The 15,048-nt window shown below is 68.3% G+C and carries 13 protein-coding genes; 5 read left to right on the forward strand and 8 right to left on the reverse strand.

Annotated elements, in window-relative coordinates:
• Positions 1-8: 8 nt before the first annotated feature.
• Complete coding sequence (locus AB0H50_RS21010; RefSeq protein WP_357455002.1) at positions 9-992, forward strand: aldo/keto reductase; 984 nt, start codon at positions 9-11, stop codon at positions 990-992.
• Positions 993-1,058: 66 nt separating this feature from the next.
• Here the strand turns inward: AB0H50_RS21010 and AB0H50_RS21015 are convergent, their stop codons facing one another.
• On the reverse strand, positions 1,059-3,254 hold the full coding sequence (locus tag AB0H50_RS21015) for a BTAD domain-containing putative transcriptional regulator (RefSeq protein ID WP_357455004.1): 2,196 nt from the start codon (positions 3,252-3,254) through the stop codon (positions 1,059-1,061).
• Positions 3,255-3,831: 577 nt separating this feature from the next.
• Positions 3,832-4,980 carry an FAD-binding oxidoreductase gene (locus tag AB0H50_RS21020; protein ID WP_357455007.1) on the reverse strand — a complete coding sequence of 383 codons (1,149 nt, stop codon included), beginning with the start codon at positions 4,978-4,980 and terminating at the stop codon, positions 3,832-3,834.
• A 380-nt stretch (positions 4,981-5,360) separates the two neighbouring features.
• Here AB0H50_RS21020 and AB0H50_RS21025 point away from each other — a divergent pair, with 380 nt between their 5' ends.
• The gene (locus tag AB0H50_RS21025) at positions 5,361-6,269 is read left to right on the forward strand and encodes a fatty acid desaturase (protein WP_357455010.1); all 909 of its coding nucleotides are present in this window, start codon (positions 5,361-5,363) and stop codon (positions 6,267-6,269) included.
• A gap of 21 nt (positions 6,270-6,290) precedes the next feature.
• On the opposite strand, the gene AB0H50_RS21030 is transcribed toward AB0H50_RS21025, so the two are convergent.
• From AB0H50_RS21030 to AB0H50_RS21040, 3 genes are all read right to left on the reverse strand, one after another.
• Positions 6,291-7,154 carry a hypothetical protein gene (locus AB0H50_RS21030; RefSeq protein ID WP_357455013.1) on the reverse strand — a complete coding sequence of 288 codons (864 nt, stop codon included), beginning with the start codon at positions 7,152-7,154 and terminating at the stop codon, positions 6,291-6,293.
• A 289-nt stretch (positions 7,155-7,443) separates the two neighbouring features.
• Positions 7,444-8,640 (reverse strand): NADH:flavin oxidoreductase, encoded by a 1,197-nt coding sequence (locus tag AB0H50_RS21035; protein WP_357455016.1) that lies wholly within the window; start codon positions 8,638-8,640, stop codon positions 7,444-7,446.
• The gene (locus tag AB0H50_RS21040; RefSeq protein WP_357455019.1) at positions 8,637-9,206 is read right to left on the reverse strand and encodes a TetR/AcrR family transcriptional regulator; all 570 of its coding nucleotides are present in this window, start codon (positions 9,204-9,206) and stop codon (positions 8,637-8,639) included. Before AB0H50_RS21040 ends, AB0H50_RS21035 begins: the two co-directional genes overlap by 4 nt.
• 191 nt (positions 9,207-9,397) lie before the next feature.
• On the opposite strand from AB0H50_RS21040, the gene AB0H50_RS21045 reads away from it, so the two are divergent.
• A complete protein-coding gene (locus AB0H50_RS21045) occupies positions 9,398-9,853 on the forward strand; it encodes a lytic transglycosylase domain-containing protein (protein ID WP_357455022.1) in 456 nt (151 codons plus the stop codon).
• 9 nt (positions 9,854-9,862) lie between these two features.
• Here AB0H50_RS21045 and AB0H50_RS21050 read toward each other — a convergent pair whose 3' ends face one another.
• The 3 genes from AB0H50_RS21050 to AB0H50_RS21060 all read right to left on the reverse strand — a co-directional run bounded on the left by AB0H50_RS21050 (position 9,863) and on the right by AB0H50_RS21060 (position 12,615).
• Positions 9,863-11,050: an ABC transporter permease gene (locus AB0H50_RS21050; RefSeq protein ID WP_357455025.1), complete on the reverse strand. Its 1,188-nt coding sequence runs from the start codon at positions 11,048-11,050 to the stop codon at positions 9,863-9,865.
• Positions 11,047-11,925 (reverse strand): ATP-binding cassette domain-containing protein, encoded by an 879-nt coding sequence (locus AB0H50_RS21055; RefSeq protein WP_357455028.1) that lies wholly within the window; start codon positions 11,923-11,925, stop codon positions 11,047-11,049. Before AB0H50_RS21055 ends, AB0H50_RS21050 begins: the two co-directional genes overlap by 4 nt.
• 291 nt (positions 11,926-12,216) lie before the next feature.
• Positions 12,217-12,615 carry an NUDIX domain-containing protein gene (locus tag AB0H50_RS21060; protein WP_357455031.1) on the reverse strand — a complete coding sequence of 133 codons (399 nt, stop codon included), beginning with the start codon at positions 12,613-12,615 and terminating at the stop codon, positions 12,217-12,219.
• 171 nt (positions 12,616-12,786) lie between these two features.
• Here AB0H50_RS21060 and hutI point away from each other — a divergent pair, with 171 nt between their 5' ends.
• Positions 12,787-13,986, forward strand: coding sequence for an imidazolonepropionase (gene hutI, locus AB0H50_RS21065; protein ID WP_357455368.1), 1,200 nt, complete (start codon positions 12,787-12,789; stop codon positions 13,984-13,986).
• Positions 13,983-14,948, forward strand: a complete 966-nt coding sequence (gene hutG / locus AB0H50_RS21070; protein ID WP_357455034.1) for a formimidoylglutamase — start codon at positions 13,983-13,985, stop codon at positions 14,946-14,948. The genes hutI and hutG overlap by 4 nt, the downstream gene beginning before the upstream one ends.
• The last annotated feature ends 100 nt before the right edge of the window (positions 14,949-15,048 follow it).

Consider the following 15,048-nt stretch of genomic DNA (forward strand, 5'->3'; position numbering starts at 1 on the left):
AACCGGCGATGGAAAAGCGAACACTCGGCCATGGCTTGGCCGTCTCGGCGATCGGGCTCGGCTGCATGGGGATGTCGCAGGACTACGGTCCCGCCGACGACACCCGGTCCATGGATACCATCCGGCACGCGATCGACTCGGGCGTGACGCTGATCGACACGTCCATGAGCTACGGCGCGGGCAGCAACGAGCAGCTGGTCGGGCGCGCGATCGCAGGCAGGCGCGACGAGATCGTCCTGGCCACCAAATTCGGCATCGTTCGCGACCAGCCCGGCGACCCGGCGCGGCTGTGCGCACGGCCCGATGACATCCGCCGATTCTGCGACGCCTCGCTGGCCCGGCTCGGCACCGATCGGATCGACCTCTACTACCTGCACCGGGTGGATCCGGATGTGCCGATCGAGGACAGTGTCGGCGCGATGTCGGAGTTGGTCGCCGCCGGAAAGGTGCGGTATCTCGGTATCTCCGAGACGGAACCGGCCGAGCTGGAGCGAGCGTCCGCCGTCCATCCCATCAGCGCCGTCCAGTACGAGTGGTCACTGTCCTGGCGTGAACCCGAGGACGACATCGTCCCGCTGGCTCGCAAGCTCGGTGCAGGCATCGTCGTGTTCAGTCCGCTCGGCCGCGGCTTTCTCACCGGCAAGCTCGACATCGGCGCGCTCGGCCCGGACGACGACCGGATGCCGGATCAGCGTTTCCACGGCGCGCATCTCACCCGGAACACCGAACAGCTGCACAGGCTGGCCGAGCTGGCCGAGCACCATGGGGTGACCCCAGGGCAGCTGGCGCTGGCCTGGCTGCTGCATCAGGGTGACGATGTGGTGCCCATTCCGGGAACCCGTAGCCGAGAGCGCGTGACGGAGAATGCCGCTGCCGCGCGAATCGAGCTGTCGGCCGAGGATCTGGCCCAGCTGGAGGCCACCGTGCCGCGCTCGTCCTGGTCCGGCGACCGGCATTCGTTCGCCGTGCCACGAACCAGCCGGACCGACTGACGATCGGAGGCCGCCGCGGACACCGCTCCGCGGCGGCTCGGGCGGCGGCCCGCCTGTCCGGTCCGGCTAGTCTTCGGCTCCTACCTCCGAGACCGGACCGCACCATATGCCGGTGGTCGCACTGCGCTGCGACGCCAGCTCCCTCGCGTAGGCGTGGACGAGAGGATGGATCGTGTAGTACCCGTGCTGCACCTCGTTGATGAAGTGAACCTTGACCAATTCGTTGAGGAGCCTGCCGATGCGGTCTCCCGGAGCTCCGCGCGATTCGTGGATGGTGAGGGCGCGGAAACTCGGTTCGGTCAATTCGCCGAACGTGGCGAACAGCTTGGCCGCCTCACTGCTGAGGGTGCGGTGGACCGCAGCGAAGATCATGCGCGGATCAGTGGCATCCTCACCGGTGCTGAACGCATCCAGCACCGCGGCGTCGTCACGCAGTTCTGCGACGATACCGGCCAGCGGAAGCTGCGGGTTGGTGATCGCCCTCGCGGCGGCGAGCGCCAGCGCGAGCGGCAGCCGGCCGGACCGGGCGATGATCTCGTCGACGATCTCCAATTCGCCGAGGAGGCGGCCCGAACCGATACGACGATGCAGCAAGGTGCGCGCCTCGTCCATGGAAAGCACGTCCAGTGGCAACGGTGTAGCGCCCTCGGCCGCGACCAGGCCCCGCATCTGATACCGGCTGGTCACCACCACGAAACAGCCTGCGCTGCCGGGCAGTAGCGACCGCACCTGATACGGGTGCGCAACGTTGTCGAGCACTATCAGCAGTCGTTTGTCGCAGACGATGCTGCGATAGAGGCCTGCGCGCTCGGACAGTTCGGTGGGCATCATCAGCGGTGAGATGCCGAGCGCGATGAGGAAAGCGTGCAGCACGTCGGCCGGGTCGTTGCCTGCGATGTCGGCGTAGAGGTGTCCGTCGGGGAACCGATCCGCCATCCGATGGGCCCAGTGCACGGCGAGTGCGCTCTTGCCGACTCCGCCGAGGCCGTGAATCGCGACGATCGGCGTGCTGTCGTGTTTGTGCGCGAGCACTGCGTCCAGATGCGCCAGATGGTGCTCGCGGCCGACGAAACCCGGCAGGTCCGCCGGCAGTTGTGCTGGTGGCAGCCGGGGGCGTACGTTCGCCTGTCCCGCGTCGAGGGTGTCGTCGGATTCGCTCAGCACCGCCAGATACGCCTCGGTTACCTCGCGGACGGGGTCGACGCCGAGCTCGTGCGCGAGATTCCGGCGCAGGTTCTCGAACAGTTCCAGTGCCGCGGCGCGTTGCCCACTGCGGGCCAGGGCGATCATCAACGAGGCGTGCGCCCGTTCGTGCAGCGGATTGGCATCGATGAATCCCCGAAGCGGTCCGAGCAGTTCGGCGTGCCGTCCGACCCGCAGCGCCACGTCGGCGTAGTCGAGCAGTACCGATTCCAGTTCCCGGTTCAGCTCGACCACGGCCGGATGGGTATGCAGCTCTGGCAGATCCGCCAAGGGCGAACCCCGCCGCAATTCGATCGCGGTGCGGTACTGGCGGGCGGCGAGCTCCAGGCGCCCCGCCTTCGCGTCGCGCCGGGCGCTGCCCGCGAGCTTGCGAAACGCGAGCAGATCCAGCTGATTGCTCTCCACCTGCAGCATGTAGCCGCCCACATTGGCGACGAGCACGACCGGCCCGCTTCCGTTGGGCTGCAACCGTCTACGGAGCCGCGACACCTGGGCCCGGACCACATCGACCGCGGAGGGCAGCACCTGCCCGTCACTCATGCCGTCGGCCAGCGCGTCCACGCTGACGGTCGTGTTCGGTGACAGGGCCAGCAGACTGAGGATGACACGCTGGCGCACCGAGTTCAGCTCGACCCGCGAACCCTCGACCCTGATCCCGAGTGGCCCGAGCACCAGCATCCGCAAGTCGTTCGCCAGCACCGATCCCTGCTGACCGCGCTGCACGAATTCCTCGGTCTCGACCGGCGAGAGCTCCAGCGCGGCGGCCAATCTCCGTAATGTGCTGGTGCGGGGACGTGCGACTCTGTTCTGTTCGATGTCGCGTAGGCCACCGACGCTGATTCGCGCCCGTGTCGCAACCTCGTGCTGGGTCAATCCAATTCGATTACGACCCCACCGAACAAATTCTCCCAATTCATGCTGCGTTTGGTTATACATAACCTGCACGTCCCCTTTTCGCAATCCAGCCGAACAATACCCCACAGGAATTATCCGCATCCGGGACAAGGCTCGTGAAATTCCCCGCGTCATTTGGAATTCGTGCGTCGCGTTGGCGCCCATCCCGATGCAGAATCCTAACCCTGACCTCTACGCTTATCAAGCGATACCAAGATTTCAATTGTCGAACTCCGCTACTTGATCCCTAATTTGCGCCTTCTACCCGTTCGCGCACAGCACATCGGGCGCTGGACGAGATCGACATCGACGGGAACCTCCTTGCCGCACGACCGCGCGGCCCCTCACCTGCTCGCCATCGTTCGCGCACAAGGCAATCGGCCAGCGAATCCCTCGCCATAGCGGAAGGGCATGGCGGGTGCGCCCCGGTGAACCCGAACCGGACCGCCACCGTCCGGCAACTTTCCAAAACTGGTCGGAAGGTATATTCCGGAAGTTGCGGGCACATCGACAAATACATACGGAATCTTTACGGCCGCCTGCCACGGCTCGACTCGCGGAAATTCGATTCGGCCAGCGGAAGACAAGAATACCTCCGGCCCACCGGAATCCCCGAGAAAGCGCCGAGCCGGCCGCACCGCTCGGGCGCACCCCGCGGCACCCGATCGCAATTTCGATCCGCGGGCGCGATCGACCGCTCCCGGTGCTCCCGCCGATATCGCGGGCCCCGGATTCGACCGCGTCAGACGTAGTTCAACTCCACATTGCGACGCTCATCGGAGAATCGGCCGGCGTGCAAGGACGCGACGTCGATGAACGGCTCGCGCCTGAGCACCAGATCGGTCACGATCTCGCCGATCGCGGGCGCCTGCATGAACCCGTGCCCCGAGAATCCGGTCGCGTAGAGGAAGCGGTCCACCTCGGCGGCTTCCCCGACGAGCGCATTGTGATCGGGCGTCACCTCGTAGAGTCCCGCCCAACCGCCGGTCAAACCGGCATCGAGCAGACCCGGCGCGCGCACGGCCAGTGCGTCGGCGACCTTGGCGGCCCAGGTCTCGGACGGCCGGGTCACGAAGCCGGGCTGTTCTTCCGGATCGGACAGCCCGATCAGCAAACCGCGTCCCTCACGCCGGAAGTACAGCGCCGAGGAGAAGTCGATCGTCATCGGGACCGGGATGTCGGTATCGATCGGGCTGGTGAAGGCGAGCTGGCGCCGGTAGGGCAGCACCGGCAGCGGCACTCCGACCATGTCGCCAACTGCCGCCGACCACGCGCCGGCCGCGCAGATCACCGTCGAGGTGGCGATCGGGCCCAGATCCGTTTCGACCGCGCGTACTTCGCGTCCCGCGCGCTGGATTCCGGTGACCGCGCATCCGGTGATCAGCCGCGCACCGCGCCTGCGTGCGGCCCGCGCGTAGCCGAGCACCACCGACTCCGGTGTGCAGTAACCATCATCGGGCGAGTACGCCGCCGCGAGCACATCCGCCGTCTCGACGAGCGGCGACAGTCGCCGCGCCTCCTTCGCGTCGACCATGCGGCTGGGCACCCCGTACTCGTTCTGCACGGCGACGCCGCGCTCGAAGGCGGCCACATCCTCCTGCCGCGTCAGCAGGAACAGATAGCCAACCGTGCGCAGGTCGATCTCCTGGTCGAAACGCGTGGCGAACTGCCGGTACTCCGCCATGCTTCGGGTGCTGATCCGGACGTTCACCGGATCGGAGAACTGGGCGCGGATTCCGCCCGCCGCCCGTGAGGTCGACCCGCTGCCGAGACTGCCGCGCTCGAGCAGTACGACATCACGGACACCGGCCTCGGCCAGCCGGTACGCGACGCTGACGCCGATTACGCCGCCACCGATGATCACTACGTTCGCAGACGAGGGAAGGGTCACGCGATTACCTACCGATCTTCCATAGCAAGTCGTGTAGACAGCATGGACTCGTGCGCAGGCCCGCGGCCGATGATCGACCGTGGCCCTCCGGCCCCGCAACGCCGCAGCAGAACCCTCTGTAGTGGGCTGACCGCCAGAATGGTACGGGAGCCGCTCGACCGCGCCGCGCCGTTTCGCCGGTGCGGGCGCGGTAGCCGCAGCTACGTTCCGATGAGCTGACCGTCGGCGCTCCGAACAGGACAATCGCCGTCCGCCGCCGCCGCTCGGACGCCCCGGCGATAATCCGCCGTCCTTCGATAATCGGCCTCATGGTCACTCGCACCGCTGACAACCGCCTCTGGAGACACACGCCCAAAGACGCTGCGCTGCTGGGATTCAGCGTGGCACAGCCGGCCGCGATGATCTGGCTGGCCCTGGTATGGGAAGGATCGGATATCGCGGCCCGGCTCGGCGGCTTCGTCCTGATCACCGCGATGATGACGTACCACATCATCGTCGTGTCGCACCTGTTCACCCATGTGCCTTGGTTCACCTCGCCGCGGTTCAATGCCGCAGCGTCGCTGTTGAATTCGATGTGCATCGGGCAATCCGTCCAGGCCTACCACCTGACCCACGTCCGCAATCACCACCGTTACAACAACGACCCGATCGGACCCGACGGCACCACCCGCGATACGTCGTCCACCTATCGCGACGGCCGTGACGGCGAGCACACGCCGTTGCTGCGCTACATCCTGTCCGGCGCCGTCGACAGCTTCGTCAACCGCGGCAAGGAGGTGCTGATGATCACCCGGCTCTGGCGGGTCGGGCCGGAAGAGTCCCAGCTGCTGTCGCTGGTTTCGCGCCGCGATGCCCGGCGTACCAGGGAATTGCGCCAAGTGCAGGCCGACCGGGCCGCGCACGTCCTGTCGTTGGCGGTGTTCGCGGTCCTGTCCTGGCAGTGGACGCTGTTCTGCTATCTGCCCGCGTTCTTCCTCGCGCTGACGCTCGTCAACGTGCAGAATTTCTACCGGCATTTCGGCGCCGACCCGAGTGAGCGCGGCGCCGATTCGGTGAGCTACTACGGCAAGCTGTACAACCTGCTGGCCTTCAACGACGGCTACCACCAGGAACATCACCTCAGTCCGTCGACCCACTGGTCGCAGCTGCCGCTGGTGACCGAACGGCGCCGCGCGCTGCTGGAAGCTCAGCCCAGGATCACCAGTCCCGTTCCGGCGATGCTCGGATTCCTGCATCGCGATCGGCCCATGCTGCACCGCTCGCCCGGCGGCCGTCCGGTCCGCCGGTGAACGGAACCGCCCGCCGGCCGATCAGGTCCACCAGATCAGGTCGCCCGCCGCGTCCACACCGGTGAAACAGGTGAGCAGCAGCCTGCCGCGTTCGACGCAGGCGCCACCGAGAACACCGTGGATCAGATTGCCGTTGATGACGCACAGATCGCCGGTTGCCACCGGGACGTCCAGGGACGGGTGCATCGTCAGCAGCCGAGGCGGATACGGGTAGCCGCTGTGCGTGACGCCGAGCCGAGCGCGCGTCGCGCCGTCGGGAATCACGTTCCAGATCCTGAGCGCGCCGCCACCACCCGGGACGTGGGGGTAGACATTGATCGCCATCACCCGCCGGATTCGCTGGATCTCGAATCCGGCCTGGATCGGATCGCTCAACTGCGCCAGATCGTCGTGCGGCAGCAGGAGGAATTCGCCGATGTTGTTCCAGCACACCGCTTTCGAGGAAGCCGCGATCCCGCGGGTGTGCGCGGCGGGCCGGGCGGCCCTTATCGCGCCGGACGCCACGAGCAGCGTGCGCACACGGCTCACCGGATCGCACGCGCCGCGGTACAACTCCGCCACCGCCGCCACTGTGCGCTCGACCTGCTCGAAATAGTCGGCGGTCGTCCGCTCGATATGCGATGCGCCGAGAATGTACGCCTCGACGCCATCGGCGCCTTCACCGTATCGCGGAGTCCGCGCGGCCGACGACCAGAAATTGGCGGTGATCGTCCGGCAGTCGGCATCGGGCACGAATCCGGTGACCCGGTACGCGGCGAGCCTGCCCTGCAAGACATCGATCACCCGCGTGACATCGAGATCGCGATCGGTCTGGTGCAGCCGAAACTGCTCGGCGGGCAGCGACATTCCGGTGACGGGTGCGGCGAGGAGTTCATCTGCGGTCATCGTGTCCTCGAAGTGATCGGTGGTGAACCCCCTCATCGTCGCGGGAGGCCCCGGCTCGTCACCGACGGGCGACATGCCGGCGGCCGGACTCGTCGGCGCAGCTAAACACCCGCGTGCACGGTCGCTACGGGTCGAGTACGGATGTGCTGGGCCCTCCTACCGCCGACCCCAATGGTTTCCAGGGACAGCGGCGGACGTCCGTCGACTCACGCCGCGGTCGTCACGGCACCGCCGGACGCGTCGACAGGATCGACGGCGCCACGTCGCGGCATGCCGCAAGCGGGCAGTTTCAGTAGGTGACCCTCGCGGCGAGACCGGAACGCTGATCGAGCCGGAACACGCACTTCGTCCCGGTGTAGATGCTCGGCATGCACAGGTTGCAGTGGGTGCAGGCCGAGCGAGTCGCTTCGTCGGATTGGATGCGGCGCAGCAGGTTCGGCTCACGAAGCAGGGCACGGCCCATCGCGACGAACTCGAAGCCCTCGGCCATCGCTTGGCGCATGGTGTCGAGGTTGGTGATGCCGCCGAGCAGGATCAGCGGCATGGACAGCTCGCGCCGGAACTGGCGGGCCCGTTCGAGCAGGTACGCCTCGTGGTACGGGTATTCGCGCAGGAAGCCGCGGCCGACCAACCGGAATCCCCAGCGGGCCGGTGCGGGAAGGACCTTCGCGAATTCGCGGCGCGGGGCGTCGCCGTGGAACAGCAGCATCGGGTTCAGCAGCGAGCTTCCCGCGGTCAGTTCCAGGGCGTCCAGCGCCCCGTCCTCTTCCAGCCACGCGGCGACCTGGAGCGATTCCGGCACCGTGAGGCCGCCGCGCACGCCGTCTTCCATGTTCAGCTTCGCCGTCACCGCCAGCCTGCCGCCCACGGCTTCGCCCACCGCGCGGGCGATTTCGCGGACGAACCTGGCCCGGTTGGCCGCCGACCCGCCGTAACCGTCGGTGCGGCGGTTCAGCAGCGGGCTCAGGAACGAACTGGCCAGGTAGTTGTGTCCGAAGTGGATTTCCACCGCGTCGAACCCAGCCCGCTCGGCCAGTCTCGCGGCGTCCGCGTGCGCGGCGACCAGCCCACGGATCTCGGATTCGTCGGGCACCTTCATCGGCCGCATGCCGAGCGGGCTGAACATGCGGCTCGGCGCGAGCGCGGGCAGCCGGTTGGAGGCGGCATTGGCCACCGGTCCGGCGTGCCCGATCTGCGCGCTGGCCGCGGCGCCTTCGGCGTGCACGACATCGGTCAGTCTGCGCAGGCCGGGCAGGGCTTCTTCGCGCATCCAGATCTGGTGCCGGTCGGTGCGGCCGCCCGGCGCGACCGCGCAGTAGGCGACGGTGGTCATGCCGACGCCGCCCGCCGCGGTCTCGCGGTGGAATTCGATCAGTTCGTCGGTGACCAGCGCGTCGGGTGTGCGGCCCTCGAAGGTCGCCGCCTTGATCACCCTGTTGCGCAGGGTGATCGGGCCCAATGCCGCCGGTGCGAAAACCTCGGTCATCGCGCACCGCCTTCCGGCGCGGAGAGTCCGGCGACCACGAAGTCGCGCAAGGTGGCGACGGCGTGCTCCGAGAGGTCCCGGTCTCCGGCGCCGAAGGCCATGATGACGAGGTCGAAAGCAAACGACCAGCGCCGCCTGCTCTCGGGTTCAGCGAGTTCGGGAAGCAGGCCGGCCCAGGAGTCCATCCGGAACCAGCGCTGCTGCCACAGCAGCGGGTGGCGTCCGAGCACCAGCTGGGCGAGCAGCCGCAGATGCAGGCGGCCCGCCGGGTCGGCGGACAGTGCGACGAAAGGCTCGATCACCGCGTCGACGATCTCGGGCACCGAACCGCGCTCGGCGCTCACCGCAGCGAGGCGGTCGGCCCACAGCGGTCCGAGCCGCTCCTCCAGCAACGCCGCGACCAGCGCTTCCTTCGATCCGAAGTGGTAGTGCACGGCGGCCGGATTGGCGCCTGCCTCCGCGCATATCGCCCGCACGGACACGTCTTCGTAGCGGTCGGTCAGCAACAAACGCTCGGCCGCGGCGAGCAGCCGCTCACGGGTGACCGCCGAAACTTTCTGAGCCATGGATGAAGTAAAACACGTTTCAAACGTCGATTCAATCACTGATTGAAATCACTACCGCGACGACTACGCGGCCCGCGCGGAACCCGCCCGCCCTCGGTGTGGCAACCCGACCCATACGGTTACCAATGGTTTGCTGACTTCGCACGAGCTGGTTCCGGAATCAGACCATCTGATGCGAAGGGAGCGAGTCGATGCTTCGGTATGCCTACTCCGCCGCCGCGGTCTGCTGCGCGGCGGCGATCGCCCTGGCCCCCGCCGCGACCGCGGCGCCACCACCCGAGGACCCCAACGACGCGCGCGGCACGGAGGCGGTGAACCCGGCGCTCTCCGCGGGCGTCGACCTGTTCCTGGCCTCGGCCCGCCTCGGCGCGAAAGCCTTGGCGCTGACCATCGTTCCGATCCACTATTTCCCGTCGTTCGACGCGATCATCACTCGGGAGAGCGGCTGGAATATGTTCGCGGTCAACCCGACCAGCGGCGCCTACGGCCTCGGCCAGGCGCTCCCGCCGGAGAAGATGTCCACTCACGGCCTCGACTGGCGGTTCAACCCCGTCACCCAGCTCCGCTGGACCTACGACTACATGATCGACCGCTACGGCAGCCCCGACGCGGCCTGGGCCTTCTGGCAGCAGAACAACTGGTACTGACGCGGCACGTCAGTCCTCGACGGCGAGCGCCTGTCGCATCGTCAGACGTCCCTGCGTCTGCATGAGCGAGCGCCGGTACATCTTCTCCGCGATCAGAACGGTTCCATAGGTCCCCGCCGCCATCAGGATCAACGCGACGACTGGCTCCCACCAGGCCGCGGCGCCCTCGGCCAGCCGGGCGGGCATGGCGACGATCGACACGACCGGGACGTAGGACGCGATCACCCGCCACGTATCCGTCAGGAAGATGCCCGCGAACAGCACGATCATGATGACCATCGACATGGGCATCGAGGTGGACTGCAAGTCCTCGCTGCGCGTCGCGAGCGCGCCCGCGACCGCCCACAAGCTGGCCAGGGCGAGGAAGCCGACCACGAAGAAGACGACGAACCAGCCCGCCGCGCCCGCGACCGTGGCGACCTGGTCGCCCCTGCCGGTCGCGGCCAATCCGATCAGGCCCGCGCCGACGAACAACGCGAGCTGGGCGAAGGCCATCACCGTGTTGCCGAGCACCTTGCCGATCAGCAACTGCCGCACCGGGATAGCGCTCGCGAGGATCTCCACGATCCGGTTCTGTTTCTCCTCGACCACGCTCTGCGCGATGCCCATGCCGAACAGGATCGACGCGGTGTAGAAGAGCAGCGCGAAGACGATGCTCACGATTCCGGCCAAGCCAGGTTCGATCGCGGACCGATCGAGCAGGTCGTAGGTCACCTCGCCGCCACGGCCCAGCTGCTCCAGGCTCACGCCCGCGGCGGCGGCATTGCGCTGCACCGCGAGCTGTTGCACGGCGGCGGTGAGATACGTTTCGGCGTCGTCGTTCTGGGCGGAATCGCCGACCAGCCGCCAGCCGCCCGGTTCGGCGGGCGTCAAGCCGACCTCGGCCTCCTCGTCGCGCACCCGCTGTTCGACGGCCGTCACATCGGGCTGCGGGTGCGCGGTGAAGACGACCTTCCGGTCCGCGCTCGCCGCCAGATCGTTGGCGGTCGCGACGATCCGATCGGCTCCCGCACCGACGACGGCGACGTCGATCTCGTCGGTGCGGTTGCTCATGAAACCCGTGATGGCCAGGGACGCGACGATGGCCACGATCGTGACCACCGTGGACACCAGGAAGTTTCGATCGCGCAGCTTCACCGCGATCTCGCGGGCCGCCACGATCCGCCATACCCCGCGCGGAGCGAAATCCGTACTCATGCCGTCGCCTCGCGGTAGATCTCCGACACCGAAGGTCGCACCTCGGCGAGTTCGCGCACCGGGCCGCGGGCCAGCGCTTCGCCGAGCAGCGCTTCGGTGGTCGTGCCGTCGAGTTCGAGCAGCACGCTGGAATCGTTGGTCTGTAGCACCCGCACGCCGGCGAAGGAGTGCAGCCAGCCCGGGTCGCCGCCGAGCGCGAGGCGATAGCGCGTCGCACCGGTGGAGCGGAGCTCGTCCACCGAGCCCTGCCCGACGACCCGCCCCGCCGCGAGAATCACCAGCCGATCGCACAGCCGCTCCACCAGATCGAGCTGGTGCGAGGAAAAGAGCACGGGCACGCCGATGGTCGCGTATTCGCGCAACAGATCGGCCATCGATTCGACGGCGGACGGGTCGAGACCGGAGAACGGCTCGTCCAGGATCAGCAGTGACGGCTGCGCGATCACGGCCGCGGCGATCTGCACGCGCTGCTGGTTGCCCAGCGAGAGGGATTCCAGCCTGTCCTTGGCGCGATCGCCGAGATCGAAGCGGTCCAGCAACTCTCGCGCGCGGATCCGGGCGTCGGCCGCCGTCCGCCCGCGCAGCCTGGCCAGGTAGACCAGTTGTTCGAGCACCGGCTGCTTCGGATACAGCCCGCGTTCCTCGGGCATGTAGCCGAACGACCTGCGGTCGGCGGCGGCCACCGGACTGCCCTGCCAGCGCAGTTCCCCGCCGTGCACCGCGAGCACGCCCATGATCATGCGCATGGTGGTGGTTTTGCCCGCTCCGTTGCCGCCGACGAATCCGGTCAGGGCGCCGGGCGTCACCGTGAACGACACATCGTCGACCGCGACGACGCCCCCGAACCGGCGCACCAGGTGCGCGACTTCCAACATCGAACTCCCCTGCCCTCAGCTGTTCCACCACACTAGCGGCGCACGAGGTGGAAGGTGGAGCGGTCAGCGCACCGTCATCGTCGTGAGCGGCGCAGAGCCCGACCAACCGCAAGGCAGTCCGCAGCTCGCCACGATCTCCGCGCGCACCATGCTGCCGGTCAGGTGCCGCTCGGCAGGCGACGCCTCAGCCGGGTAGCCGCAGTGGCGATACTCGGTAGCTCGACCCTCGCCCGCGCGGGGCGTCCGCCGCCAGCCGAAACACGCTGCGACACCGAGCATCCCAGCAGGCGTTCACCAGTCGACGAGGCCCAGCTCGTGCAGCTTGCGGAAGACGAGCATGGAGCCAGGGGCGACGTGGTCCATGGCGACGTACTCGCGCACCGTGAAATACCGGAGTTCGGCGATCTCCCCGCTGGGATGCGGGTCGCCGTCGAGTTCGGCGGTGAAGCAGGTCATGTGCAGCCGCGTACCCGGCGCGTGGCCGTACGCCTCGGCCTGGAAGACGCCGAGTTCAGTGCAGGAGGCGACGCCGACACCGAGTTCCTCCCTGACCTCGCGGTGCAGCGCCGCGACGGGCGTCTCCCCCGCGTCGATCTTGCCGCCCGCCATGTAGAAGACGTCCTTGCCGATGGATCGCGCCTGCAGCAGACGCCGATCCCGGACATGAGCCAACGCAGCTGTGCGAATCACCGGCCCACCCTACTGAGCGGCCAGGTCCGCCGGTCAACCGAATATCCCAGTGCGCGGGTCTGCCACATATCGGAACGAGTGGCCCGAGTGCGTCCGACGACGGCGCGCGGTGTTCTACAGTCGCCTCACACCGATCCGCATCCGGCTGACACGGCATGGTCGCGAGGAGGAATCGTGTCCGACGGTTCACGGTCCACCGTCCTGACGAATATCGGCACGCTGGTCACCAACGACCCGGGCGCGGGCGTCGGTCCGCTCGGCGTGCGACGCGACGCGGCGGTGGTGTTCGCGGACGGGCTGATCGGCTGGGTGGGTGATAACCGCGAGGCCCCCGCGGCCGATGTCTGTGTGGATCTGGCGGGCCGGGCGGTGCTGCCCGGATTCGTGGAAAGCCATGCGCATCTGGTGTTCGCCGGGGAGCGGGCCGAGGAGTTCGCGGCCAGGATGTCCGGGACCGCCTATGCGGCGGGCGGCATCCGCACCACCATCGCGGCGACGCGAGCGGCCGACGACGACCGGCTCGCCGCCAACGTCCGACGGCTGATGGACGAGTCGCTGCGCGCGGGAAGCACGACGGTCGAATGCAAAACCGGCTACGGCCAGACCACCGAAGACGAATTGCGCAGCGCGCTGGTGGCCGGACGCTTCACCGACGAGGTGACCTTGCTGGCCGCGCACGTGCCGCCGCCGGAGTACGCCGGACGAGCGGACGAGTACGTGGAGATGGTGTGCCGGGACATGATTCCGGCCTGCGCGCCGCACGCGAAGTGGATCGATGTGTTCTGCGAACGGGGCGCGTTCACCCGGGAGCAATCGGAGGCCGTGCTGCGGGCGGGCGTGGCGCACGGGTTGCTTCCCCGGGTGCACGGCAACCAGCTCGGCCTCGGCCCCGGCGTGGAGTTGGCCGTCGAACTCGGCGCGGCCTCGGTCGACCACGTCAGCTACGTCACCGCCGCCGATATCGACGCGCTCGCAGGCAGTGCCACGGTGGCGACACTGCTGCCCGCCGCCGACTTCTGCACTCGCAACAGTTATCCCGATGCTCGCGCACTGCTCGACGCGGGCGTCACCGTCGCGCTGGGTGCGGACTGCAATCCCGGCACCTCGTACACCACGAGCCTGCCGTTCTGCATCGCGCTGGCGGTGCGCGAGTTGCGGATGACGCCGGAGGAGGCGGTGTGGTCCGCCACCGCGGGCGGCGCGCGGGCACTGCGCCGCGACGATGTCGGCAGTTTGCGCGTTGGGACGCGCGCCGACGCGCTCGCGCTCGACGCCCCGTCCTATCTGCACTTGGCCTACCGGCCCGGCGTGCCGCTCGTGCGTTCGGTGTGGCGCGGCGGCGTCCTGGTCGCCGGAACGGAAACCGCATGAACTCGCGCCTCGCGGTCGATATTGCCCCGCGGCCGTGGACCGGCCGGGTCGACGGCGACGGGCCGGAGCACGCGCGGTGGCATCAGCTTGTCCGCCCCTACGATCCGGCGCGCACGGTCGGAAAGGGTTGTGTACTGATCGGTTTCGCGAGCGACGAGGGAGTCCGCAGGAACAAAGGTCGCCAGGGGGCGGCGGCGGGACCGGACGCGTTGCGCGGCGCGCTGGCGTCGTTGGCGCTGCCCGAACCGCTCGATCTGGAGGACGCGGGCACCGTCGTGGTCACCGGCACCGATCTGGAGTCGGGTCAGCGGCGGCTGGGCCGCGCCGTCGCGGCCGCGCTGGACGCGGGCCGCTTTCCCGTGGTGCTCGGCGGCGGTCACGAGGTCGCCTTCGGCACCTATTCCGGCATCGCGGCGGCACGACTGCGCGGCACGCTGCGGTTGGGGATCCTGAACCTGGACGCCCACTTCGACCTTCGCGCCGATCCGGAGCCGAGCTCGGGCACCCCGTTCCGGCAGATCGCCAAGGCCGAGCGGGCGGCGGGGACGTCTTATCGCTACGACGTGCTCGGCATCAGCCAACCCGGCAACACGGTCGCGCTGTTCGAGACCGCACGCGGGCTCGGCGTCCGCCATCTGCCCGACGACCGGTGCGGCGTGCTCGACCGCGCGGCCGTGGACGAGTTCGTCGATGCCTTCCTGAACGACGTCGACCTGGTCTATCTCACCATCGACCTCGACGTCCTCCCCGCCGCGGTGGCTCCGGGCGTGAGCGCTCCCGCCGGCTACGGCGTACCGGTCGAGACGGTGCAGCGCGTGTGCGACCGGGTAACGGCCAGTGGCAAACTCGTCGCCGCCGACGTCGCCGAACTCGCGCCGGTCTTCGACATCGATGGCCGCACCGTTCGCACGGCCGCGCGGCTGATCCACCGGATCGTCATCGGTCACCGAGCGGCGAGCTGAGGCCGTACCTCTGCCTGGGATCATCCGACGCTGCTCGGGCCAGAAGTTGAATGGCGGTTGCCCCCGGACAATCGCAGCAGACCACCCCACCGCTGCATCG

It is taken from the genome of Nocardia sp. NPDC050793 (assembly GCF_040654065.1).
Classification (GTDB): Bacteria; Actinomycetota; Actinomycetes; order Mycobacteriales; family Mycobacteriaceae; genus Nocardia.